Below are 21652 nucleotides of genomic sequence, written 5' to 3'. Positions count from 1 at the left end.
GGGCACCCGCGGTGCGGATGTCGTGACAGAGAGCATTCACGCGAGCGTGAGCGGACAGTCTAGGCATAGGCGACCAATTCGCATTTGCGGCGAATGTAAAAGCGACTGAGTCGCGACTGGGCAGTGCCATGGCACCATCGGGCGGCCGAATTGATTGACGCGTCAGGTGTGGCCGCCCTAGCTTCTCCCCACCTCGGTCCGTAGGCGCCTACCGGCCGATGGTGATCACCCCTCCGCCCCGGTGGGTGACCGTTCCTTGAGGAGGAACCATGCGTCGCGTCATTCTCACTCTCACAGCCGCCCTCGTCCTCACAACCACAGCAGGCGTTGCCGGTGCCGCGCCCGAGCCACAGAAGCTCGTCCCGGTTCAGTTCGCCCAGGCCGAGCCTGGCGTGACCGCTATCCCGGATACGTACATCGTCGAACTGAAGAAGGGTGCGCGGGCCAAGAGCGGGATCACCGCGCAGCGCCAGTTCAGCACGGCGATCAACGGATTCAGCGCCAAGCTCTCCGCGGCCCAGCTGGCCGAGCTGCGCAAGAGTTCCGATGTTGTCGCGATCTCTCAGGACGTGTACGTCGAGAACGCGCTCGACACCACCCAGCCCAATCCGCCGGCGTGGGGTATCGACCGGATCGACCAGCGCAACCTGCCGCTGTCCGCGTCGTACACCTACACCCGCACCGGATCCGGCGTGAACGCGTACATCATCGACTCCGGCGTGGACCCGAGCCACCCGAACTTCGGTGGCCGGGCCACGTTCGACTTCAACGGCCTCGACACCAACAACACCGACTGCAACGGCCATGGCACCCACGTGGCCGGCACCATCGGCTCCGCGTCGTACGGCGTGGCCAAGAGTGTCCGGCTGCATGGTGTGAAGTGGCTGAACTGCAGCGGTGGCGGTACGGCGTCAGCCGCGATCGCAGCCGTCGACTGGGTGACTCGCAATGCGGTGAAGCCCGCTGTCGCAAATGCGTCCTGGAACTTCCCTGCCAACACCACACTGGAGAATTCACTCCGCGCAATGATCAACTCCGGGGTCTTCTTGGCCGCATCTGCCGGGAACACCGGGGCAAACTCCTGCAATCTGCTCCCCCGCAAGATCGAGACCGCACTGGTCACGGCCGCATCCACGTCGACCGATGCGCGAGCGTCGTACTCGAGCACTGGCCCGTGCGTGGACGTGTACGCACCGGGCTCCGACATCGTGTCCACGCTGCCCGGTAATACCACCGGCTCCTACAACGGCACGTCGATGGCAACGCCGCACGTCGCGGGCGTCGCCGCGCTCTACCTACAGACAAGCCCATCCGCGACCCCCGCCACGGTCAAGTCCTACATCGAGACGAACGCCACCCCCAACGTCGTGAGTGGCGGCTCCACCGGCAGCACAGTAAACCGCCTGCTCTTCACCAACGGGCTCTAACAACTACGTGCCAGCTCGACAGGAGGTGTCGGACCGTCGGCCGCTCATCCAAGCCCCGCTGAGCGGCCGACAAACTAAGCAACCCCAACACCTCCTGTCGAACTGCACATCACGCCAGGTTTTCGATGGCGTAGCGGACTAGCTCGGCGCGGTTGTGGAGTTGGAGTTTGCGGAGGGTGTTTTGGACGTGGTTTTCGACGGTTCGGTGGGACAGGACCAGGCGGGTTGCGATCTGGCGGGCGGTGAGGCCGCGGGCGACCAGGCGGAGGATCTCTGTTTCTCGGTCGGTCAGGTGCGGCACCTCTGGACCGGTCGTGCCGAGGCGGCGGTACTCACCCAGCAGCAGACCGGCCAGGCCGGCGCTGAAGACCGCATCCCCTTCGGCGGTTCGGCGTACGGCGTCGTCGAACTCGTCCAGTGACGCCGACTTGACCAGATACCCGGACGCGCCGTTCTTGACCGCAGCCAGTACGTCGTCCTGCTCAGCGCTGGCCGATAACACCAGTATGCGCGTGTCCGGCAGGGCCGAGGTGATCTCGCGGGTCGCGTCGACACCGGAACCATCGCCGAGCTGCAGATCCATCACCACCACGTCCGGCCGGGTCGCCAACGCGATCTTCACGGCACTGGACACATCCGAGGCCGTGGCACAGACGTCGTATCCACGACTGCCCAGATCACGCGCCACGCCCTCGCGCCACATCGGATGGTCGTCGACGATCATCACTCGGGTCATTTCGTTGCCACCTTCAACTCCCACTCGGTTCCGTCACCCAGAGCGGTCCGGACTGTGACTGTGCCACCCAGGTCGGTGATGCGGCCCCGGATCGACTGGCTCACGCCGAGGTGCCCGTCGACACGGGCCTGCTCGAGGCGGGCCACCGTCGTACCGATCCCGTCGTCGCGGACCGAGACCACCACCTCGGTGCCGAGGTCCTCGACCACCACCCAGGATCGCGCCTCACCGCCGGCATGCTTGATCACGTTACTCAGAGCTTCTTTGACCGCGGCAACCAACTCCACAGCGGTGGCCACCGGCAACAACACCGGTCCGGCCGGCACCACCACATCGACCCGAGTAGTGGCGAGAGGCAACAGCAGCCCGCACAGATCGACGCGATCATCATCGGCAACAGCCGAACGCGCCGACATCAAGGTGCGCAGGGCAACTTCCTGCTCGGCCGCCAACTGAGCCAGCTCGAGCGCTTCACCACCGATCGTCGTACCGCGACGCTGCACCTGCGCCAGCACCTGCAGTACCCCGTCGTGAATCGACCGGCTGAGCCGAAGTCTCTCCGCGGTCGCGCTCTCGGTGGCGATCGCCGAGCGCAGCCGGGCTCCGGCCCGCCGCATGGTCGAGGCGGCGTACCCGACGACGAGCCCCGACACCAGCAGGAGCTGGACGTTGCTGAGGATGCGCGACGCATTGTCGAAGCCGCGTAGGGAAAGCAGCGCGAGGCTGATGGTCGCGGCTCCGAGCAGCCCGCCGTCCCGACCACGGGAGATGGCGAGTGCGAGCACCGGTCCGGCCGCCCACACCGAGGTCAACACCGACGCACCGCCCCGGATGTCCATCAGCGGCTGCGCCCAGAGGGTCGCGTACATGCAGCCGATCGTCACGACCAGATCGGCGAACGCGAGGCGAGTGTTCCGCCGCCCCCAGCGCCGGCTGTAGCCGATCGACGAGATGACCGTCCAGACACCCATCACGGCCAACTGCAGCACCGCTCCGGACGGCCGGACGATCCCGTCCCACCGGGTCCAGACGCCGAGGCAGGCGAATCCCCAGGTGATGATGCGGAACGCCACCAGGGCACGCCACAGCGGCTGCAGCAGGTCGACCGGCTCGCGCTCCACCGGGCCAGTCTGCCAACGAAGGAGGCTGCGATGCCTGAGTAGTTCCACTCGTGCAGGATTCCCCGCACCTTTCCCGGATTTTCCCGATTCCACTTCAGCTCGGCCGATTTTCCCCGTACTCTCGCGCAAAACACGCTCGGGGGAGCACCTGGTCACGCCGCGTCACCATACGCGGCGGGCACCGATCCAGCATGGAGGGGAATCGTGCGCAAGCTACCCGCCGGGCTGTTCAGCCTGGCCCTTGCGGCGACGTTCGGACTGAGTATGGCCTCGTCCGGCGCCGCCGCCCCGCCGCCGCAAGCAGCGCCCACGGCCACCACCGCCAGTGAGCCGGCTCAGACGTCCGACGAGCTGTCCAGCCCGCAGGAGGACAAGCGTCGTGACCTGCGGCAGGAGGCGCTGACCAAGGTCCTCAACGGACAGGCCAAGCCCGAACAGCGCAACGGCAGCACGGTGGTCAACCTCGGCACCACGCCCGCGCCGAAGAGCGCGAAGGCCACCAAGAACGCCAAGGGCAAGGTCGACCAGTACGTCGAGCTGTCCCGGGAGAAGACCGACCGGATCTTCGTCGTGCTGGCCGAGTTCGGTAACGAGCGCCACCCGGACTACCCGGACCAGGACACGGCCCCGTCGATCCCCGGCCCGACCCGGTTCGACGGCCCCTTGCACAACCAGATCCCGGCCCCGGACCGCTCGGTGGACAACTCCACGATCTGGCAGGCCGACTACAGCCAGCAGCACTTCCAGGACCTGTACTTCGGCAACGGGAACTCGGTCAAGGAGTTCTACGAGAAGCAGTCCTCCGGCCGGTACTCGGTGTCCGGTGAGGTCACCGACTGGGTCAAGGTCAAGTACAACGAAGCTCGGTACGGCCGGTCCAACGGCAAGCCGTGTACCGGCAACGTCTGCAACAACACCTGGAACCTGGTCCAGGACGCGGTCAACCAGTGGGTCGTCGACCAGCAGGCGAAGGGCCGCACCCAGGCGCAGATCACCGCGGACCTGAAGACCTTCGACCAGTGGGACCGCTACGACTACGACCACGACGGCAACTTCAACGAGCCGGACGGGTACATCGACCACTTCCAGATCGTGCACGCCGGCGGCGACCAGGCCGACGGTGACCCGTACCAGGGCGAGGACGCCATCTGGTCGCACCGCTGGTCGGTCCAGTTCCCCGGCGGCCCGGCGAACAACCCGCGCGGTGGCGCCCAGATCGGTACCACCGGCATGTACGTCGGCGACTACACGATCCAGCCGGAGAACGGCGGCGTCGCGGTCTTCGCGCACGAGTACGGCCACGACCTCGGTCTGCCGGACGAGTACGACACCGCCGGCGGCGAGAACGGCGTCAACTGGTGGACGGTGATGGCCCAGAACCGGGTCAGCTCGGCCACCGACGGCGGGATCGGCGAGCGGGTCCAGAGCATGGGTCCGTGGGACAAGCTGCAGCTCGGCTGGCTCGACTACGAGATCGTCAACTCCGGCCAGAACCGGACCGTCGACCTCGGCCCACAGGAGTACAACTCCAAGAAGGCGCAGAGCCTGGTGGTGACGCTGCCGAAGAAACAGGTCGTCCACCAGCTGGTGCCGCCCGCGGTCGGGACGAAGTCCTGGTGGAGCGGTCAGGGCAACAACTTCACCCACACCATGAGCCGTTCGGTCACGCTGCCGGCGGGCCAGCCCGCGAGCCTGACCTTCCAGGCGAACTGGGACATCGAGGACTGCGGCCCGGACCCGTGTGACTACGCCTACGTCGACGTGAACGACGGCAGCGGCCTCACGCCGATCAAGGGCAGCATCACCAAGGATGCCGAAGGCAACGGCATCGACGGCAAGAGCAACGGCTGGGTGCCGGCCACGTTCGACCTGTCGGCGTACGCCGGCAAGACGATCACGCTGCAGTTCCGCTACGCGACCGACCCGGCCGCCGGCGGTATCGGCTTCTTCGCCGACGACATCAAGGTGACGTCCGGCGCGACGACGGTGGTCAGCTCCGGTGCGGAGACCTCGCCCGACGGCTGGACGCTGAACGGGTTCTCCGCGGCGGGTTCGTCGTTCACGACCCTGTTCGACAACTACTACCTCGCGGCGAACATCAACTACATCGACCACGACCAGTACCTGAAGACCGGCCCGTACAACTTCGGCTGGAACACCACTCTGCCGGACAAGGTCGAGCACTTCCCGTACCAGGACGGTCTGCTGGTCTGGTACTGGGACACCTCGCAGGCCGACAACAACACCAGCGTGCACCCGGGCGCCGGTCTGATCCTGCCGGTCGACTCGCACCCGACGCCGATCAACCGGATCGACGGAACGCTGTGGCGTCCGCGGATCGGCGCGTACGACGCTCCGTTCGGGCTGGAGAAGGCGGATTCGTTCACGCTGCACTTCAACGGCCAGGCCAGCTACATCCGTGGCCAGAACGCCGCTCCGACCTTCAACGACAGCAAGTCCTACTGGTCGGCGGACCAGCCGACGAGTAGCGTCCAGGTCCCGAACAACGGAGTCAACATCAAGGTTGTCTCCAAGAACGGCACCACGATGAAGGTCCAGGTCTCGAAGCGCAAGTAGGCACGACAGCAAACAACCCCCAGGACCGCAGGGTCCTGGGGGTTGTTCTTCGTGTCTTACTGAGCCGCTGCGACCTGGTACGGCGTGAGGTCGCCGGCCAGACCCGGGTGGACCCGGGCAGTCACGCGAGTACCGTCTGCCGTGTGCTCGAGCTGGTCCACCGCGCCCTCGGAGTGGATCCGGGAGACCAGGTCACCCCGGTCGTACGGGAGCAGCAGATCGACGGCCACGTCCGGGCGAGGCAGTGCGGCCTCGACCAGCGTGCGGAGCTTGTCGATTCCTTCGCCGGTGTGCGCGGAAACGACGATCGCCTGCGACTCGCGGTGCAGGATCGGAGCCAGCGCCATCGGGTCGGCGATGTCGCCCTTGTTAATCACGATGATCTCCGGGACGTCGGCAGCGCCGATCTCGTTGAGCACCTCGCGGACCGCCTGGATCTGAGCCAGCGGGTCGGGGTGTGAACCGTCGACCACGTGCAGCAGCAGATCCGCGTCCGCGACCTCCTCCAGCGTCGAGCGGAACGCCTCGACAATGTCGTGCGGCAGGTGCCGGACGAACCCGACGGTGTCGGTGAACGTGTACACGCGCCCGTCGGAGGTCGTCGTACGCCGGGTCGTCGGGTCCAGGGTCGCGAACAGTGCGTTCTCGACCAGGACACCCGCGCCGGTGATCTTGTTCAGCAGCGAGGACTTGCCGGCGTTGGTGTAGCCCGCGATCGCGACCGAAGGGATCGAATGCCGGCGGCGCTCCTGGCGCATCGTCGACCGCGTGCCCTTCATGTCCTTCAGCTCACGGCGCAGCTTGGAGATCTTGGTGTTGATCCGGCGCCGATCGGTCTCGATCTTGGTTTCACCGGGGCCACGGCCACCGATACCGCCACCGGCCGCACCGACGCGTCCACCGGCCTGGCGGGACAGGTTTCCACCCCAACCACGCAGGCGCTGCTTCATGTACTGCAGCTGGGCCAGCTCGACCTGGGCCTTGCCTTCCTTGCTCTTCGCGTGCTGCGCGAAGATGTCCAGGATCAGCGCGGTCCGGTCGACCACCTTGACCTTGAGCTTGTCCTCCAGGTTGCGCAGCTGCGCGGGAGCCAGCTCACCGTCGGCGATCACGGTGTCGGCGCCGAGCGACGCGACCAGGTTGCGCAGGTCGGCCACCTTGCCGGAACCGATGAAGGTCGCCGCGTCGGGCTTCTTCCGCCGCTGGATCACGCCGTCCAGAACCTCGGAACCGGCGGTCTCGGCGAGCAGCTTCAGCTCGGCCAGCGAGTTCTCTGCGTCCTCGGCGCTGCCCTCGGTCCAGACGCCGACCAGCAGCACCCGCTCGAGCAGCAGCTTGCGGTACTCGACCTCGCTGATGTCGGTCAGCTCGGTCGACATGCCCACGACGCGGCGAAGCGCCTGGCGCTCCTCCAGCTCGAGGCCCTCGGTGGACAGTTCTGAGTCGTGACCCGTCGACGAATCGCCTGAGTCATCGCCCTGGATCAGGTCGAGTTCGACGTCGGTGGTCTCGTCAAATGCATTAGGTTGGGTCGTCATATACCTTCCATCGTGGCACGGGCCACCAGTACAGGCGACCCGATTAACTGAGTCAACGCCCCACGCACTACCCGAATTCCCCGTTCAGGCGGGGAGCCAGGCGCGATCGAACTCACCGCGAGCGTGCAGAACGGCCGGCCCGGTCAGCTCCAGATGGTTGTCCGCACGCCACGTCACGCTGACTTCACCGCCTGGTACGCCGACCCGATAGGTGACCGGAAGCCCGTCCCGGGCAGCCCGGGCGGCCGCCACGGTCACGGCACACGTCCCGGTCCCGCAGGACCGCGTCTCCCCCGATCCGCGCTCGTGGACCCGCATCTGGACGTCGCCGGGCCCCCGTCGTACGACGAACTCGATGTTGACGCCGTGGGGGAAGGCATCCTGTGGTGACCAGGTGGGCTGGTCACAGAGGTTGCCGGGCTCACGTAGGTCGTCCACGAAGGCGACAGCGTGCGGATTGCCCATGTCCACGTGCACGGCCGGCCACTGGTGCCCGTTCGCGTCCACGACGATGCCGGCCGGCCCGGGGAGCGTCGGCTCACCCATATCCACGGTCAGCGTGCCGTCGTCGTTCTGTACGACGTCCTTGACGCCGGCCCGGGTCCCGACGCGGACCGGCTTGGAACCGATCAACCCGGCCTCGGCCAGGTAGCGGACGAACACGCGCACGCCGTTCCCGCACATCTCCGCGATCGAACCGTCCGCATTGCGGTAGTCCATGAACCAGTCGCCGCCGTCCTCGACGTACGACTGCCGGTCGCCCTGGATCACCCGCAGAACGCCGTCCGCACCGAGACCCGCGTGGCGATCGCAGAGGAAGCGCACCAGCGCGGCATCCAGGTCCCCGTGGACCGAACCGTCGGGGTCGGGCAGCACCACGAAGTCGTTCTCCGTGCCGTGCCCCTTCAACCAGGGAAACGTGCTCATGGCAGAAGGGTACGGTGTGCGTCGTGGAGCTCATTGCCTACTTCTGGGAGCGTGAGGACGCCTCGGCGGTCGTAGCGCGGCTGGGCGGTGAGGTGCGGCGCGGCCGATTCCATGGTGAGGACGACGACGAGGACCATCCGTGGGTCGTCGTACTGCACGATGCCGACCCGAAAGAGGTCGACGAGCTGCTGGCCGAGTACGACGGATGGCTCGAGCCGACCGTGGATGAGCCTGCCGCGTCGCCTCCCCCGTTGCCCAGCGAGCCGAAGCGCTTCAAACAACAGTAGGTTCAACGTTGTAAGGGCAGTGTTGAGTGCAGACTGAGACCCGGGTGTGAGCCAAGCTCCATCGAAGCGGGCGCGATAATGTTGCCCGTGGCATCGACTACCTTCACACCGGAAGGTCTCACGGATTCCCTGCAGCTGGTCTGGTCAGTAGGACCGGACGGCCACGGTGTTCGCCGCGATCAGGTCCGCGTCGACGAGATGCCCCAGCCCAGTTGCCGTGGGCACCTGTACGACGCCCTGGACGGCCACGACGGCGGGTTCGACGATGTCCCGGGCGTAGTACTTCTCCGAGGCGGACACATCCGATGGGAGGGTGAACCCGGGGAGGCTGGAGACAGCGACGTTCACCGCCCGGCCGACGCCGAACTCGTGCATCCCGCCACACCAGACGGGGATATCCGCCGCCCGCGCCCGGTCGTGTGCGGCGCGGGCGGCGGTCAGCCCGCCCATCCGCGACACCTTGATATTCAGCACTTGTAAGGCCCCGAGCGACAGCGCCGTCTCCAGATCGTCGAGCGTCTCGATGCTCTCGTCCAGACACACCGGCGTCGAGATCGACCGCTGGAGCCGCGCATGCGCCAGCAGATCACGCGGCGCGAACGGCTGCTCGATCATCGCCAGTCCGAATTCGTCCAACGCCTGCAGGGCTCTCGCCTCGGTATAGATGCCGTTGGCATCGACCTGCAGCTCCAGCTTCGGGTACGCCGAGCGCACGGCCCGGACCGGTTCGACATCCCAGCCCGGCGCGATCTTCAGCTTCACCCGCGGACACCCGGCCGCCGTCTGCCGTTCGACCTCGGTGAGCAGCGCGTCGATCGTCGGCTCGATCCCCAGCGAGACGCCGGCGGTGACCTCGGTCCTCGTCCCGCCGAGGGCGTTCGCGAGTGAGACCCCGTGGATCTGGGACCACAAGACCCAGGCAGCCACATCCACGCCCGCCTTGGCGAAGTGATGGCCGCGGACCTTCGCCCAGGTCTGGGCGATGTCTTCGGGCCGCTCCCACACCCGGCCGATGATCCCGGGCAACAGGTACTGGTCGGCGATGTGCCAGCAGGTCTCGACGGTTTCCGGCGCGTAGTAGGGATCCGATGGCGAAGCGATCTCGCCCCAGCCGACCGCACCCGACGCATCCTCGAGCTCGACCAGGATGTGATCGAGGAACGTCTTTCGATGCGAGCTGGTCTGGAACTCGTGCACCAGCGGCATCCGGACCCGATGCAGCCGGGCAGCCGCAATCTTCAACTCAGCTGACATACAAGCCCAGCTCGGTGTTCAGCCGGTCGCGTTCGACCAGTCGCCGCCGGGCGCCCTTCGCGCTCGCGGTGGTCAGGGTCGCCAGCACATGCAGCACGGACGCGACGACGGTCGGAGAGTCGACGTACGACGCGCTCCCGGTGGCCACGTAGATGCACTGGTCGGCGAGCTTGGCCAACGGCGCATCCTCGAAGTCCGTCACGGCGACGAGCTCACCACCGGCCTCGGTGAATCGGCGCGCGATCTCGACCGTGTCGCGGCGATAGCGACGGAACGAGAACGCGACCATCAGGTCGTTCGGCCGGACATCGGACAGTACGTCGACACCGCGCACGACCGTGCCGTCGATCAGCGTGACCTGGGACAGCCCGACACCGAGGTCGAAGGCCAGCAGCGACGCGTACGAGAACGACTTCGCCGAGCCGATGATGAAGCGGCGACGGGCCGCCACGATCCGCGCGGCCGCCTCCGCGATCGAGCCGTCGGCGCCGATCAGGTCGAGGGCTTCCTCGATCGTGGCCCGCTCCTGCTCCACCACGCGACGCTGCAGGACCGTCGACGAGCGCCTCTGCAGGCGGGCGTCGTACCGCTCGGGTGGGCTGGCGAGCTCGCGATTGCGCGGGTCGTCAGGCATTCGCCACCGACCCGAAGTAGTAGGCCGCGGTCCCGTCCGGCAACTGGCGGCAGGAGATGGCGGCCAGACCTTTGTCCAGCAACTCCATGAAGCCGCGCCGCAAGTCGTCGTTCACCGGCAGCTCGGCGACCTCTTCACAGGGAGCGGGCTCACGGGTCAGGTCCCATTCGACGACCAGGCGGTCGCCGCCCGGCCCGTACATGTCCGGCGCGTACCAGCGGCCGCGGGCGCCGAGGACATCCAGATTGAAGTGCGCGTTGCGCACCTGGAAGGGGTCGTAGGTCCAGCGCATCCGCGTCATCCCGTGGCTGAGGGCAACTTCTCGCTGCGCCTGCTTGAGCATCCGCCCGAGGCCCTGCCCCTGTCGGTCGACAGCGACGACGGCCGACTGCGAGTAGTGGTAATACCCGCGCCGGTCGGTCCCGCAGAAGCCGTAGGCGAAGGCGACGAGCCGATCGTCCGCATCGAGCACGCCGACCACCGAACCGCCGTTGCTCGTCAATGCGCCGAGCAGCCGGGGATTGAGCGCATAGTCGGGGTCCTGGTAGTCGAACACCTCGCGATACAGCACGGCGGCTTCGGCGTACCGTGCCTGAGTGGTCAGCGAGACTGCCCTGAAGCCGTGGCCGGCTTCGAGGATACGATTCATATCCTGAGTACATCCCGCCGGTCTCAGCCTAGTCAACAGCCAAGCGGATAGTGATACGTTGACTATCATGATCGACCGCCTGCGGGAGTACGTCGAGCACGAGACCCCGACCGGCGACGCCCAGGCGCTGAACGCGTTCGCCGACCGCCTGGTGCAGCGGTACGACGAGCTCGGCGGCACCACGCGGCGAGTGGTGGCACCGACCGGCGACCATGTGGTCGCGGACTTCCCCGGTCGTGCTGGTGCTGCGCCGCTGCTGTTCCTCGGGCATCACGACACGGTCTGGCCGGTCGGGCAGCTGACCTGGCGTTCGCAGGATGGGGTGATTCATGGCCCCGGGGTGTTCGACATGAAGGGCGGACTGGTCGTCCTCGAGACAGCGCTCGCTCGGGTGCGCACGCTGGACCATCGACCGGTGCGGGTTGTGGTGGTCGCCGATGAGGAGGTCGGTTCGCCGTCGGCACGTGAGCTTGTCACCTCCGAGTCGGCGGGGGTGTTCGCCGCGTTCGGGCTCGAGCCGCCGCATCCGAACGGGGATCTGAAGACCTCTCGTTGGGGCAGCACGCGCGTCCGGGTCGAGGTCACCGGCCGGGAGGCGCACGCCGCGCTCGACCCGGACAGTGGGGTGTCGGCGATCGACGAGCTGGTCGATCAGCTGATCGCGGTCCGCGCGGTGGTCGACCGGTACGACGACGTCCTGTGCAACGTCGGCACGATCACGGGCGGCGGGCGGACGAACGTCGTACCAGGGTCTGCCGCGGCGGATATCGGGTTCCGGTTCGTTGATCCGCAGACCGAGCGGGCGGTGCTTGGTGCCGTGACGGACCTGTCGGCTGTGCGTGCGGGTGCCGAGTTGGAGGTGCGGGTGATGTCCAGCCGACCGGCTTGGGAGCCGTCTGCCGGTACTGACGAGCTGTTGGCGAAGGTCGTTGCGGCCGGGCGATCGATTGGTCAGAAGGTTGGGGGCGCGGCGGCTTCCGGCGCCGCCGACACGAATCTGACCGGCTGGCTGGGCGTGCCGACCCTGGACGGCTTGGGGCCGGTGGGTCAAGGCGCCCATGCCGTCCACGAGCAGGTGATCGCGGCGAGCCTGGCCGAACGAGCCGACCTGGTCGCCGCCATCATCCTGTCGCTCTGATTATGGCCACAGCTGTTTGACGGTCGCCGCCGATCCGCCGCCGCGACGGGTCGGTTCGGCCGCTGCGAGGATCGCGCCGCCGGGTAGGAATTCCAACCCCTCGAGGGCACCGATCTCGGCCGCCGAGGTCCCGGGAGCCCCGGCCGGCGTGAAGGTATGGCCGTACGTCCCCAGGGCGGCGCCGTACTTGTCGATGAACGACTGCTCGGCCGTCACGGACGCGGTGTTGCGCTGGGACGCGCGCGGTGCGGCGATCGCCTCTGGCAGGGTCATGCCGCGGTCGAGCCGGTTCGTCAGCGTCTGCAGAACCGTCGTGATGATGGTCGACCCACCCGGCGAACCGAGCGCGAGGTACGGCTTACCGCCCCGCAGCACGATCGTCGGCGAGATCGACGACCGCGGCCGCTTGCCCGGCTGGATCCGGTTCGGGTCGGCGGGGTCGTAGACCGCGGAGAAGTCGGTCAGCTCGTTGTTCAGGATGAACCCGCGACCGGGAACGGTGATGCCGCTGCCACCGGTCTGCTCGATCGTCAGCGTGTACGAGACGACGTTGCCCCACTTGTCCGCGGTGACCAGGTGCGTCGTCGACTTGCCCTCGGTGTCCGGCCGCTGCGTGGTCGCGGCACCCTGCGCACAGTGCTGGTAGTCGCCGTCCGGCGATCCAGCCGGCACCGGCTTGACGGCCGCCTTGTCCGGGTTGATCTGGCAGGAGCGTTCGGCGCCGAAGCCACGCGAGGTCAGTTCCTTGGTCGGCACGTTCACGAAGGCAGGATCACCGACGTACGCCGCTCGGTCCGCGAACGCCAGCGCGGATGCCTCGAGATAGTTGTGCAGGTAGTCCGTCGTGCTGAGCTGCTTGAGGTGCTTCGGCTGAAGGATGTTGAGCGCCTCGCCGACCGCCGTACCGCCGGATGAGGACGGTGCCATTCCGTAGACGTCCAGGCCGTCGTACCGGACCTTCGTCGGGACACGGTCCAACGGCTTGTAGGCCTTGAGGTCGTTGGTGGTCAGGTATCCGGGCATCACCGGCAGCGTGGCGGTTGCGGTCTTCGGCGGGTTCTTCACGGTGGCCGCGATCTCATTGCCGAGCGCACCGCTGTAGAAGGCCGAGACGCCCTTCTGGCCGAGCATCCGGTAGGTGTCGGCCAGCTCCGGATTCTTGAAGACCGTGCCGATCTTCGGCGCGTCACCGCCGGGCAGGAACAGCTTGGCGGTCGGCACGATCGCCGCGAAGCGCGCCTTGTTCTCCTGCGTCTGGAGGTTGAACGTGTTGTCCACCACGAAACCGCGATCGGCGAGGTCGGCGGCCGGCGTGAGTGCCTTCTTCAGCGACAACGAACCCCACTGACGCAGGGCCGAGTCCCAGGTGGCCAGCGTGCCGGGGATGCCGACCGACACACCGGACGTGACGAGCTCCGGCGTGAAGTTGTAGGGCTTGCCGGTCTTCGGGTCGATGAAGGCGTCCGACGGCATCGTCGCCGGCGCGGTCTCGCGACCGTCGATCGTGGCGACCTTGTGGGTCTTGGCGTTGTAGTAGACGAAATACCCGCCGCCGCCGATTCCCGCCGAGTACGGCTCGGTCACGCCGAGAGCGGCCGCGGTTGCGACGGCTGCGTCGACCGCGTTGCCGCCACGTCGCAGTACACCGAGCCCCGCGGCGGTCGCGTCCGCGTCGACCGAGGCAACCGCTCCCCCGAACCCGATCGCGGTCGGGTTCTTCACCGGTGGCTTCGGTGGGCTCGCGGCGGCGCTCGTACTCAGACCAGCCAGAACAAGGGCACCTGCAGACAGCGATGCGACCAGCTTCTTCACCAGTACTCCCGCGGGGCGTCGGCGACAGGGACAAGCCCCTTGCTATCCCACCAACGGGCTTCGCGCCAGTCTTAACTCACCGTGCGGGAGCGTCAGTTGACCGTGCAGGAGTCCATGAAGCGACGCAGGACGTCGTCGGGCCAGTCGACGGTGCCGGTCGGGAGCTCCACCAACAGCCACTGGTCCGCGAGCTTCACCTGTCCGGTCAAGCGGCCGTCGAGGGTGCCGATGTGGAAGATCTTGCCGGCACCCTGGCTGACCCGGACCGCGCTCAGGCTGCGGGCCTGCGGGGTCGCCTGCAGCACGACCTTGGCTGCGGTGTCGGCGGTGGTCCGCATCTGCGGTTGCGAGAGGACGACGCGGCCGCCGGTGATCGGGGTCTCCGGGCTCCAGCCCTTCGGTGCGAGGGCGCAGGTGATCGCGGTCCAGGAGCGCTTGTTCGCCACCAGCTCGGTCACGGACGCGCCGAACATCGACATCGTCTCGCCGGATGCGGGTGCCGAAGACGCCGTCGTCGCCGGCGCGGTGCTCGCCGGCGCCGTGTCGCTGTCGGTCGCTCCACCGGCGACCTCGGTGCTGCCGGTCCCCCACCACTTCACCTGATTGCCGATCGCGAGGACGGCGGCCGATACGGCGGCGACGCACAGCACGCCGGTCACCCGGCGCCGTCGCTTGATCCGGCGCAGCGCGCGCCGGCCGCGGGCGACGTCGGCCTCGATGTCAGCCTCCGGAAGTCCGTCGGCCGCTGTGTCGACGAACCCCTCCAAGAGCCTCTTGACTTCATCCACGGTGTTCTCAACTACTCCCCGTCGTACGATCCGTTTCCTCGGTCATCAGGTCTTTCAAACGTTTCAAAGCTTTTGCCGTTTGGCTTTTCACGGTCCCCTCGGTGCAGTCCAGGATCTTCGCGCAGGTCGCCACGTCGAGATCCTGGAAATACCGCAGCACCAGCACGGCCCGCTGCCGCGGCGCGAGATCGAGCAACGCCCCGCGAACGGCCAGGGTGTCGGCGGGATCCGCGTCGTCGGACAACCGCGGTTCGAGCGTCTCCGCGGTCACCACCTCGGGGTGGCGGCCGGCCCGGCGGCGCTCGTCCAGGAACGCGTTGACGAGGATGCGATGCGCGTACGGCCCGGCGCCTTCGTGCGTGATCCGGTGCCAGTGCACGTACACCCGGGTGCAGGCGGTCTGCACCAGATCCTCCGCGGTGTACCGGTCTCCCGCGGTGAGCAGGAGCGCCGTACGCATCAGTCGGGTGCGGTCCGCGAGCAGGTACTCGCGGAACTCAGCCTCACGGTCACCCCCTCGCATCTACGGCCCCCAGGCCTTCTTTCATCCCAACTACGTCAAGCGGCCCGCGTCGGTTGCCTTCGGCTATGGCCTGGATTGCCTTGTCCAGCAGGTCGGGATCGTTGTACGGGAGCCAAGTGATGCGTGGGTCCTTACGGAACCACGAGTCCTGCCGGCGCGCGAACCGTCGCGTGGCCTGCGCGGTTCGCTCCCGCGCCTCCACCTCGTCGATCTCACCGTTCAGCAACGCGATCACCTGCGAGTACCCGAGCGCCCGGTTGGCCGTCTTCCCCTCAATCAAACCGTTGTTGAGCAGACCTCGCACCTCGTCGACGAAACCCGCGTCGAACATCCGGTCCACCCGGCGCCCGATCCGCTCGTCCAACTCGGGCCGCGGTACGTCGAGACCGAGCTGAACCACGCCTGGATAGACGTAGCGATGCGCGGGCAGGGTGGCGACGTACGGGCCGCCGGTGATCTCGATGACCTCGAGCGCCCGGACGATCCGCCGGCCGTTGCTGGGCAGGATCTGCTCCGCGGCCTTCGGGTCTATCGCTGCGAGCTTCTCGTGCAGCGCGCCCGAGCCCTCGGCCGCCAGCTCACCTTCCAGCCTCGCCCGGACCGTCGCGTCGGTGCCCGGGAAGACGAAGTCGTCGAGGATCGCGCGGATGTACAGCGCGGACCCGCCGGCCAGCACAGGGACCCTGCCACGGGTGACGCAGTCGTCGATCGCGGCCCGGGCGAGTTGCTGGAACTCGGCGACGGTCGCGGTCTCGGTCACGTCGAGGACGTCGAGCAGGTGATGCGGTACGCCGTCGCGTTCGGCCGGACTGATCTTCGCCGTACCGATGTCCATCCCGCGGTAGACCTGCATCGCGTCGGCGTTCACCACCTCACCGCCCAGCTCACCGCCCACCTCACCGCCCAGCCGCTTGCACAGGGCAACGGACAGGTCGGACTTACCGGCCGCGGTGGGGCCGACGACCGCGACGACGAGTGGTTCGGCCACCGGCCCAGTCTGACAGGGGTCTCATGAAGAGTGCGCCAAGAGGGTCCGGCCCGCCTTGTGGATGACCCTGAATGTTCGGTAGACACGCTCCCGTTCGACAATTTTCTACGGGAGGAAACCTGTGACTACTCCGTTCGAGGAAGAGTCCGACGAGTTCGCGGCCAAGAGCGGCGGTGACGTCGAGTTCAAGAGCGGCGGTGACGTCGAGTCGAAGAGTGGGGGCGACGTCGAGTTCAGCGCCGATGTGGAGTCCGACTCCGGCGGTGACGTCGAGTTCGACGGCGACGAAGGTACCGACAGCGGCGGTGACGTAGAGTCGGAGCCCACGGGCGACGGCTCCTGAGACCGCCCGCATGGCGCTCGCGGAGATCCCACAGTTCGAGTCGCGCAGATGCGAAGATCCTCGCTAGCTGTCTGTTAGCACTCAACTACGCAGGAATGGGAGCCCCGAGATGGGCATCTTCGACAAGTTCAAGGGCAAGGCCGAGGACCTGAAGGACAAGGCCGAGGACCTCGTCGACCAGCACGGCGACAAGGTCGGCCAAGGACTGGACAAGGCCGGCGACTTCGTCGACGACAAGACGGGCGGCAAGTACGGCGACAAGATCGACCAGGGTGTCGACAAGGCCAAGGACGGCCTGGACGGCCTCGACGGCCAGAACGACGACATCCCCGACAACAAGCCCGCCTGAGCGCCACACCGAAGGGCCGCAAGCCTCGCTTGCGGCCCTTCGTCAGGTCTGCAGACCTTTGACAGTTGCGTCGAGGTGATCGATGAGACCCGCCACGGCCGGTGGGAGGCTGCGGCCGGCGACGGTCGCGGCGTACACCTGCCGGACCGACTGGTCGTCGGCATGCAGGTGCAGCAACGCGATGTCGGCCGGTTTGCCGCGTAAGGCGAGGGCGGGGACGAGGGCCACGCCGAGGCCGGCGGCGACACAGCCGAGCTTCCCGGTCCACTCGGCCGCAACGATGTCGATCTTCGGCTGAAATCCGCTCGGAAGGCTGGCCCGGAGCAGGGTCTCCTCCGCGGTCGCCGAACCGACGACGAAGGCGTCGTCGGCCAACTCCCGGAGCCGCACAGTGCGCCGGCGCGCAAGCCGGTGATCGCGCGGCACCGCCACCATCAGCCGCTCATCGACCAGGTGGTGCAGCTCGAAGCGAGTCCGATTGAGGTCCTTGGCCGGCGCTGAGCTGACAACGGCCACATCGGCGTCACCGGTGATCAGGTGCTCCAGCAGGCCAGGAGTCAGGCCCTCGACCAACGAGACCGCGACGTCTGGATGAGCTTGGCGGAACGACGCGATCGCTCGTGGCACCAGGGCTGCGACCGCGGTCGGGAACGCACCCACGCGCACTCGCCCGCTGCCGAGCCCTTTCAGCGCGTCCAGGTCTCGGCCGGCAGCAGCGAGCCGGTCGAGGACCGCTTCCGCATGGCTCAGGAGCGTCCGACCTTCCTCCGTCAGCGCTACCCCGCGCGGCAGCCGGTCAACGATGCGGACGCCCAGCTCCGTCTCCAGTGCGGCGATCTGACGGGAGACGGCCGACTGGGTGAAGTTCAGCTGCCTGGCCGCGGTGGTGATCGATCCGTAGCGTGCGACCGTACGGAAGATCTCCAGCAGTTGCGTATCCACACTGGCATGCTACTCGCGCATTTCAGTCATGCCAGACATTCATTTGTGGCATGGCAGCTCGCCTTCCTATCGTTGCGGTCATGGCAGACATCGCGGTCCTCGGGACCGGATTCATGGGAGCCGCGATCACGCGGAGACTGATGGCGACTGGGCATCGGGTCGTGGTCTGGAACCGGACTCCGGCCAAGGCTTCCGGGCTGGGTGCGGTCGTAGCGGAGACGCCGGCTTCGGCGGTTCGCGATGCCGAGGTGGTGATCGTCGTACTCACCGATGCGGAGGCTGTGGAGAGCGCCCTGTTCGAGGGAGGCGCGGTCACGGCGATGCGGGCGGGTGCGACGCTCGCGCAGATGTCCACGATCGGACCCGACGAGACCCGCGCTCTTGCTGCCCGAGTGCCTCCGTCGATCTCGTACGTCGACGCTCCGTTCGCCGGCAGTGTGGGTGCGGCCGAGACCGGGACTCTGATGATCTTTGCCGCGGGCAACGGCCCTTCGCTGCTGAAGGACCTCGGCACCGTGCGCGACTGCGGTCCGGTCGGCGCCGCGTCCGCGCTCAAGCTCGTGGTCAATACCGCGATGCTCACCGCCCTCGGCGCGCTCCACGACACGTTGGCGGTGTCAGACGGTCTTGGCGTCGATCGGGCGGTGGCCATCGAGGTACTTGCCGGCGGACCGCTGAGCGGCGCCCTTCAACGAGCCGGTCGCACGGATGCCCGCTTCGCTCTCTCGCTGGCCGGTAAGGATGCTCGGCTCGCCTTGCGCACGGTCTCAGCTGAGGCACCGGTCGCTCAGGCCACCCTGCAACTTCTCGACGCTGCAATCGACCCCAGCGCCGATGTCAGCGCATTGATCCCCTTGGAGACCTCATGAAACTCACTCTCGACAACCCTGCGTCGGTCGCCGCGCCGTTCGCCGATCGCTTCGCCAACGTCGCCCGCATCAACATCAACGGCGGCGCACTCCTGATCCTCGCCGGCCAGGTCGCCGTGGACGACGCCGGCGAGGTCGTCGCACCCGGCGACGCCGGTGCCCAGAGCGAGCGCATCTTCGAGGTCATCGGCGGTCTCCTCGCGGCACACGGTGCGGGATTCGGCGACGTCGTACACATCCGAACGTTCATGACCAACCTCGACGACCTCCCGGCGTACGGCGCAGTCCGAGGCAAGGTGTTCCACGGAGTGACCCCACCCCCGGCCAGCACCACCCTCGAAGTCTCCCGCCTCTTCCTCCCCGGAGCAGTCCTCGAAGTCGAGCTCACCGCGATAACCAGTAGCTAGGCGCAGAACGGGCGGGCCAGGTCGAGGTCGGCGTCTGCTCGGCGCAGGCCGTCGATTCCCCAGGTCTTGATGCCTTCCTGGTCGACCTCGCCGCAGACGCGTGCGGCGAGGTCGCGCAGGGATCGGGCGAGGCGGGCGTACTCGAGGTGGGTGAAGTTGAGACCTTCCGCCTGGTAGGCGCGCAGGAAGCGGACCGGATCAGGTCCGCACAACCCCATGAACAGGTCGTGTTCGCGCGGTGCCAGCACTGTGTGACCCCAGTCCAACAGCGCTACGACCCGACCGTCGCGATCGACGAGAACGTTGTGCGGGAACAGGTCGCGGTGGCAGACGACGTGAGGTACGTCGGTCGCGCGGGCCTTCTCGATCGCCGCTTCGAGCCGGTCGACAGCGGCCAGGATCTCGTCGCGCCAGGCACGGATCCACGGGTGGTCGCGCCGATCCCGCAGCGCGTCGATCCACCCCTCGTGGATCTCGGTGCGGGGCAGGATCAGATCGTCGATCTCATGGACGGCGCGCATCGCCCGCGCGAGCTCGTTCGCGTCGTTCCAGGTTGCTTGGCGGCCCTCGACGTACGGAAACACCGCGTAGCGGCGGCCGAGGTACTCGGCGGTGTACGAGCCGTCGAGGGCTCGTTGTGCCGCCGGGACGAGGATTCCTCGATCCGCCAGCTCAGCGGTGAGCGCCAGTGCGGCGTCGCTGTCAGGCTCCTGCCGCCAGAGCTTCACAAACCAGCGTCCGTCGCTAAACGCGTCAGCCTCGAACCCACCCGGATGTGCCCGCAATTCTTCCACGGCGACACCGAAGGCGGCGCTCACCTCGGCCGACGACGGCGGCTGTACTTCACTCCACATCGGTCACCCTTGACTCTGTAGTTGGGTCCGGGGTTCACGATGGGGGCATGCGAACTGGCGAACTCGCGGGGCGGGCTGGGGTCAACACCGAGACGCTGCGGTACTACGAACGCCGCGGGCTGCTCGAGCGGCCGCCGCGGACGAACGGCGGGTACCGAGACTACCCGAGCAACGCTGTGGAGTTACTCCGATTTATCAAGCGTGCGCAGGAGCTCGGATTCACCCTCGACGAGGTCGCGGAGCTGCTACATCTCAGCAACGGCGGGCCGGACGCGTGCGACACAGCCCGCGTACTCGCGGAACACCGCAAGGCCGACCTGGACAGCCGGATCGCCGACCTGCAACGAATGCGCGACTCCCTAGCCGACCTGATCGACACCTGCGACCTACCTCCCACCAGCCGCACCTGCGCCCTCCTCGAGGCCCTCGGATGAACGCTCCGCGCCTCGAGGTCCTGCACGTGCCCGGCTGCCCCAACCTCGCACCCCTTCTCGACCGCCTCGCCAAGGTCACCGACCTCCCAGTCACCACCCACGAAATCACCACCGACGCCGAGGCACTGGCGTCAGGCATGACCGGCTCCCCAACCCTCCTCGTCGACGGCACCGACCCCTTCGCCTCCCCCGACAACCCCACCCCCTCCCTGTCCTGCCGCCTCTACCGAGCCCCCACCGGCCAACTCACCCCGATCCCCACCACCACCCAACTACGCACCGCCCTAACCACACCCCACCCCACCACCCCCTAGCTACCCCCAAGCACCACCCCCACCCCCGCCCCCCACGACGCCGGCCAACCGGCGCCCGGCACCAGGCCCACTTTGTGCACCAGATCCGTACGCAGGGTGAGTCGCCGTACGGACACGGTGCACAAAGTCGCCCAAAGCGGGCAACCGCGGGCGGGCGCCACCCCCAAGCCCACCACGCGCGTCGGTGGCGACGGCGCTTGCGTGGGACAGGAGCCGCCGGAGGTTTGTCTGTGGGGGTGGTTAGGGTCTGGGGATGGATCGGTTTTGGGTGGTGCCGGCGGCTTATGTGGTGTTGCGGCGGGGGGATGAGGTGTTGATGTTGCTGCGGGCCAACACCGGGTACATGGATGGGTTTTGGGCGGTGCCGGCGGGGCACGTGGAGCGGGGTGAGTCGGCGTTGGCGGCGGCTGTGCGGGAGGTGCGGGAAGAGGTTGGGGTGGAGATCGACCCGAAGGATCTCGTCCCGGTGACCGCATTGCATCGGACCGGCGGGAACGGGGATCCGATCGACGAGCGGGTGGACTTCTTCTTCACGACGACGCGGTGGTCGGGTGAGCCTCGGGTGATGGAGCCGGACAAGGCCGAGGGGCTGGGCTGGTTCCCGCTGGACGAGTTGCCGGATCCGGTGGTGCCGCACGAGGCGACGGTGCTCGCGGGGCTGTACGGCGATGGTCTACCGGCCGTGATCGCGATGGGCTTCGACTGAGTCGGCCTTCTCACCCTCGCGGAGGGTTCTTCTGC

The 21652-nt window shown here is 67.6% G+C and carries 24 protein-coding genes; 11 read left to right on the top strand and 13 right to left on the bottom strand.

Annotated features, from left to right (window positions below; translation table 11 throughout):
• The first annotated feature begins 269 nt into the window (after window positions 1–269).
• The gene (locus ACWF4Z_RS34995) at window positions 270–1427 is read left to right on the top strand and encodes a S8 family peptidase (protein ID WP_452247503.1); all 1158 of its coding nucleotides are present in this window, start codon (window positions 270–272) and stop codon (window positions 1425–1427) included.
• 109 nt (window positions 1428–1536) lie between these two features.
• Here ACWF4Z_RS34995 and ACWF4Z_RS34990 read toward each other — a convergent pair whose 3' ends face one another.
• Together ACWF4Z_RS34990 and macS are read right to left on the bottom strand one after the other, a co-directional pair.
• Window positions 1537–2163, bottom strand: a complete 627-nt coding sequence (locus tag ACWF4Z_RS34990) for a response regulator (RefSeq protein ID WP_452247502.1) — start codon at window positions 2161–2163, stop codon at window positions 1537–1539.
• Window positions 2160–3284, bottom strand: coding sequence for a MacS family sensor histidine kinase (gene macS / locus ACWF4Z_RS34985; RefSeq protein ID WP_452247501.1), 1125 nt, complete (start codon window positions 3282–3284; stop codon window positions 2160–2162). The genes ACWF4Z_RS34990 and macS overlap by 4 nt, the downstream gene beginning before the upstream one ends.
• Window positions 3285–3488: 204 nt before the next feature.
• Between macS and ACWF4Z_RS34980 the strand changes: the two genes are divergently transcribed.
• Window positions 3489–5861: an immune inhibitor A domain-containing protein gene (locus ACWF4Z_RS34980; RefSeq protein WP_452247500.1), complete on the top strand. Its 2373-nt coding sequence runs from the start codon at window positions 3489–3491 to the stop codon at window positions 5859–5861.
• 56 nt (window positions 5862–5917) lie between these two features.
• On the opposite strand, the gene hflX is transcribed toward ACWF4Z_RS34980, so the two are convergent.
• On the bottom strand, window positions 5918–7399 hold the full coding sequence (gene hflX, locus ACWF4Z_RS34975; protein ID WP_452247499.1) for a GTPase HflX: 1482 nt from the start codon (window positions 7397–7399) through the stop codon (window positions 5918–5920).
• A gap of 84 nt (window positions 7400–7483) precedes the next feature.
• The gene (dapF, locus tag ACWF4Z_RS34970) at window positions 7484–8326 is read right to left on the bottom strand and encodes a diaminopimelate epimerase (protein ID WP_452247498.1); all 843 of its coding nucleotides are present in this window, start codon (window positions 8324–8326) and stop codon (window positions 7484–7486) included.
• Window positions 8327–8349: 23 nt separating this feature from the next.
• Here dapF and ACWF4Z_RS34965 point away from each other — a divergent pair, with 23 nt between their 5' ends.
• Window positions 8350–8613, top strand: a complete 264-nt coding sequence (locus ACWF4Z_RS34965) for a hypothetical protein (protein ID WP_452247497.1) — start codon at window positions 8350–8352, stop codon at window positions 8611–8613.
• Between the two features lie 144 nt (window positions 8614–8757).
• Here the strand turns inward: ACWF4Z_RS34965 and menC are convergent, their stop codons facing one another.
• From menC to ACWF4Z_RS34950, 3 genes are read right to left on the bottom strand one after another with little or no spacing between them, the layout of a single operon-like run.
• Window positions 8758–9867: an o-succinylbenzoate synthase gene (gene menC, locus ACWF4Z_RS34960; protein WP_452247496.1), complete on the bottom strand. Its 1110-nt coding sequence runs from the start codon at window positions 9865–9867 to the stop codon at window positions 8758–8760.
• Window positions 9857–10501, bottom strand: a complete 645-nt coding sequence (locus ACWF4Z_RS34955) for a MurR/RpiR family transcriptional regulator (protein WP_452247495.1) — start codon at window positions 10499–10501, stop codon at window positions 9857–9859. The genes menC and ACWF4Z_RS34955 overlap by 11 nt, the downstream gene beginning before the upstream one ends.
• Entirely contained in the window at window positions 10494–11150 is a 657-nt protein-coding gene (locus ACWF4Z_RS34950; RefSeq protein WP_452247494.1) for a GNAT family N-acetyltransferase, read from the bottom strand. Before ACWF4Z_RS34950 ends, ACWF4Z_RS34955 begins: the two co-directional genes overlap by 8 nt.
• Window positions 11151–11217: 67 nt before the next feature.
• Here ACWF4Z_RS34950 and ACWF4Z_RS34945 point away from each other — a divergent pair, with 67 nt between their 5' ends.
• Window positions 11218–12288: a M20/M25/M40 family metallo-hydrolase gene (locus ACWF4Z_RS34945; protein ID WP_452247493.1), complete on the top strand. Its 1071-nt coding sequence runs from the start codon at window positions 11218–11220 to the stop codon at window positions 12286–12288.
• Here ACWF4Z_RS34945 and ggt read toward each other — a convergent pair whose 3' ends face one another.
• From ggt to miaA, 4 genes are all read right to left on the bottom strand, one after another.
• Entirely contained in the window at window positions 12289–14100 is a 1812-nt protein-coding gene (ggt, locus tag ACWF4Z_RS34940; RefSeq protein WP_452247492.1) for a gamma-glutamyltransferase, read from the bottom strand. It abuts the gene before it with no gap.
• A 92-nt stretch (window positions 14101–14192) separates the two neighbouring features.
• Entirely contained in the window at window positions 14193–14888 is a 696-nt protein-coding gene (locus tag ACWF4Z_RS34935; RefSeq protein WP_452247491.1) for a hypothetical protein, read from the bottom strand.
• 7 nt (window positions 14889–14895) lie between these two features.
• Window positions 14896–15411, bottom strand: a complete 516-nt coding sequence (locus ACWF4Z_RS34930) for a sigma-70 family RNA polymerase sigma factor (RefSeq protein WP_452247490.1) — start codon at window positions 15409–15411, stop codon at window positions 14896–14898.
• A complete protein-coding gene (miaA, locus tag ACWF4Z_RS34925) occupies window positions 15398–16399 on the bottom strand; it encodes a tRNA (adenosine(37)-N6)-dimethylallyltransferase MiaA (protein ID WP_452247489.1) in 1002 nt (333 codons plus the stop codon). Before miaA ends, ACWF4Z_RS34930 begins: the two co-directional genes overlap by 14 nt.
• Before the next feature lie 121 nt (window positions 16400–16520).
• On the opposite strand from miaA, the gene ACWF4Z_RS34920 reads away from it, so the two are divergent.
• Window positions 16521–16742, top strand: a complete 222-nt coding sequence (locus ACWF4Z_RS34920; protein WP_452247488.1) for a hypothetical protein — start codon at window positions 16521–16523, stop codon at window positions 16740–16742.
• Between the two features lie 109 nt (window positions 16743–16851).
• The gene (locus ACWF4Z_RS34915; RefSeq protein WP_452247487.1) at window positions 16852–17091 is read left to right on the top strand and encodes an antitoxin; all 240 of its coding nucleotides are present in this window, start codon (window positions 16852–16854) and stop codon (window positions 17089–17091) included.
• A 42-nt stretch (window positions 17092–17133) separates the two neighbouring features.
• Here ACWF4Z_RS34915 and ACWF4Z_RS34910 read toward each other — a convergent pair whose 3' ends face one another.
• Window positions 17134–18033, bottom strand: coding sequence for a LysR family transcriptional regulator (locus ACWF4Z_RS34910; RefSeq protein WP_452247486.1), 900 nt, complete (start codon window positions 18031–18033; stop codon window positions 17134–17136).
• An 80-nt stretch (window positions 18034–18113) separates the two neighbouring features.
• On the opposite strand from ACWF4Z_RS34910, the gene ACWF4Z_RS34905 reads away from it, so the two are divergent.
• Window positions 18114–18902: an NAD(P)-dependent oxidoreductase gene (locus ACWF4Z_RS34905; RefSeq protein ID WP_452247485.1), complete on the top strand. Its 789-nt coding sequence runs from the start codon at window positions 18114–18116 to the stop codon at window positions 18900–18902.
• A complete protein-coding gene (locus ACWF4Z_RS34900; RefSeq protein ID WP_452247484.1) occupies window positions 18899–19309 on the top strand; it encodes a Rid family hydrolase in 411 nt (136 codons plus the stop codon). The genes ACWF4Z_RS34905 and ACWF4Z_RS34900 overlap by 4 nt, the downstream gene beginning before the upstream one ends.
• On the opposite strand, the gene ACWF4Z_RS34895 is transcribed toward ACWF4Z_RS34900, so the two are convergent.
• Window positions 19306–20163 (bottom strand): aminoglycoside phosphotransferase family protein, encoded by an 858-nt coding sequence (locus ACWF4Z_RS34895; RefSeq protein ID WP_452247483.1) that lies wholly within the window; start codon window positions 20161–20163, stop codon window positions 19306–19308. The genes ACWF4Z_RS34900 and ACWF4Z_RS34895 overlap by 4 nt on opposite strands.
• A 47-nt stretch (window positions 20164–20210) precedes the next feature.
• On the opposite strand from ACWF4Z_RS34895, the gene ACWF4Z_RS34890 reads away from it, so the two are divergent.
• The 3 genes from ACWF4Z_RS34890 to ACWF4Z_RS34880 all read left to right on the top strand — a co-directional run bounded on the left by ACWF4Z_RS34890 (window position 20211) and on the right by ACWF4Z_RS34880 (window position 21617).
• Window positions 20211–20597: a MerR family transcriptional regulator gene (locus tag ACWF4Z_RS34890; RefSeq protein ID WP_452247482.1), complete on the top strand. Its 387-nt coding sequence runs from the start codon at window positions 20211–20213 to the stop codon at window positions 20595–20597.
• A complete protein-coding gene (locus ACWF4Z_RS34885) occupies window positions 20594–20911 on the top strand; it encodes a hypothetical protein (protein WP_452247481.1) in 318 nt (105 codons plus the stop codon). The genes ACWF4Z_RS34890 and ACWF4Z_RS34885 overlap by 4 nt, the downstream gene beginning before the upstream one ends.
• 253 nt (window positions 20912–21164) lie before the next feature.
• On the top strand, window positions 21165–21617 hold the full coding sequence (locus ACWF4Z_RS34880) for an NUDIX hydrolase (protein ID WP_452247480.1): 453 nt from the start codon (window positions 21165–21167) through the stop codon (window positions 21615–21617).
• Window positions 21618–21652: the final 35 nt, after the last annotated feature.

It is taken from the genome of Kribbella sp. NPDC055071 (assembly GCF_053608045.1).
The sequence above is the reverse complement of the archived record's forward strand: the minus strand, read 5'-3'. Positions and strand labels throughout refer to the sequence as shown.

What these genes read in the sequence shown, in the direction of transcription:
- ACWF4Z_RS34905 (WP_452247485.1), top strand. Translation starts at nt 18,114, where the DNA reads ATGGCAGACATCGCGGTCCTCGGGACCGGATTCATGGGAGCCGCGATC.
- ACWF4Z_RS34955 (WP_452247495.1), bottom strand. Translation starts at nt 10,501, where the DNA reads ATGCCTGACGACCCGCGCAATCGCGAGCTCGCCAGCCCACCCGAGCGG.
- ACWF4Z_RS34895 (WP_452247483.1), bottom strand. Translation starts at nt 20,163, where the DNA reads ATGTGGAGTGAAGTACAGCCGCCGTCGTCGGCCGAGGTGAGCGCCGCC.
- ACWF4Z_RS34995 (WP_452247503.1), top strand. Translation starts at nt 270, where the DNA reads ATGCGTCGCGTCATTCTCACTCTCACAGCCGCCCTCGTCCTCACAACC.
- hflX (WP_452247499.1), bottom strand. Translation starts at nt 7,399, where the DNA reads ATGACGACCCAACCTAATGCATTTGACGAGACCACCGACGTCGAACTC.
- ACWF4Z_RS34990 (WP_452247502.1), bottom strand. Translation starts at nt 2,163, where the DNA reads ATGACCCGAGTGATGATCGTCGACGACCATCCGATGTGGCGCGAGGGC.
- dapF (WP_452247498.1), bottom strand. Translation starts at nt 8,326, where the DNA reads ATGAGCACGTTTCCCTGGTTGAAGGGGCACGGCACGGAGAACGACTTC.
- ACWF4Z_RS34930 (WP_452247490.1), bottom strand. Translation starts at nt 15,411, where the DNA reads ATGCGAGGGGGTGACCGTGAGGCTGAGTTCCGCGAGTACCTGCTCGCG.
- ACWF4Z_RS34900 (WP_452247484.1), top strand. Translation starts at nt 18,899, where the DNA reads ATGAAACTCACTCTCGACAACCCTGCGTCGGTCGCCGCGCCGTTCGCC.
- ACWF4Z_RS34945 (WP_452247493.1), top strand. Translation starts at nt 11,218, where the DNA reads ATGATCGACCGCCTGCGGGAGTACGTCGAGCACGAGACCCCGACCGGC.
- ACWF4Z_RS34885 (WP_452247481.1), top strand. Translation starts at nt 20,594, where the DNA reads ATGAACGCTCCGCGCCTCGAGGTCCTGCACGTGCCCGGCTGCCCCAAC.
- menC (WP_452247496.1), bottom strand. Translation starts at nt 9,867, where the DNA reads ATGTCAGCTGAGTTGAAGATTGCGGCTGCCCGGCTGCATCGGGTCCGG.
- ACWF4Z_RS34950 (WP_452247494.1), bottom strand. Translation starts at nt 11,150, where the DNA reads ATGAATCGTATCCTCGAAGCCGGCCACGGCTTCAGGGCAGTCTCGCTG.
- ACWF4Z_RS34890 (WP_452247482.1), top strand. Translation starts at nt 20,211, where the DNA reads ATGCGAACTGGCGAACTCGCGGGGCGGGCTGGGGTCAACACCGAGACG.
- ACWF4Z_RS34915 (WP_452247487.1), top strand. Translation starts at nt 16,852, where the DNA reads ATGGGCATCTTCGACAAGTTCAAGGGCAAGGCCGAGGACCTGAAGGAC.
- ACWF4Z_RS34880 (WP_452247480.1), top strand. Translation starts at nt 21,165, where the DNA reads ATGGATCGGTTTTGGGTGGTGCCGGCGGCTTATGTGGTGTTGCGGCGG.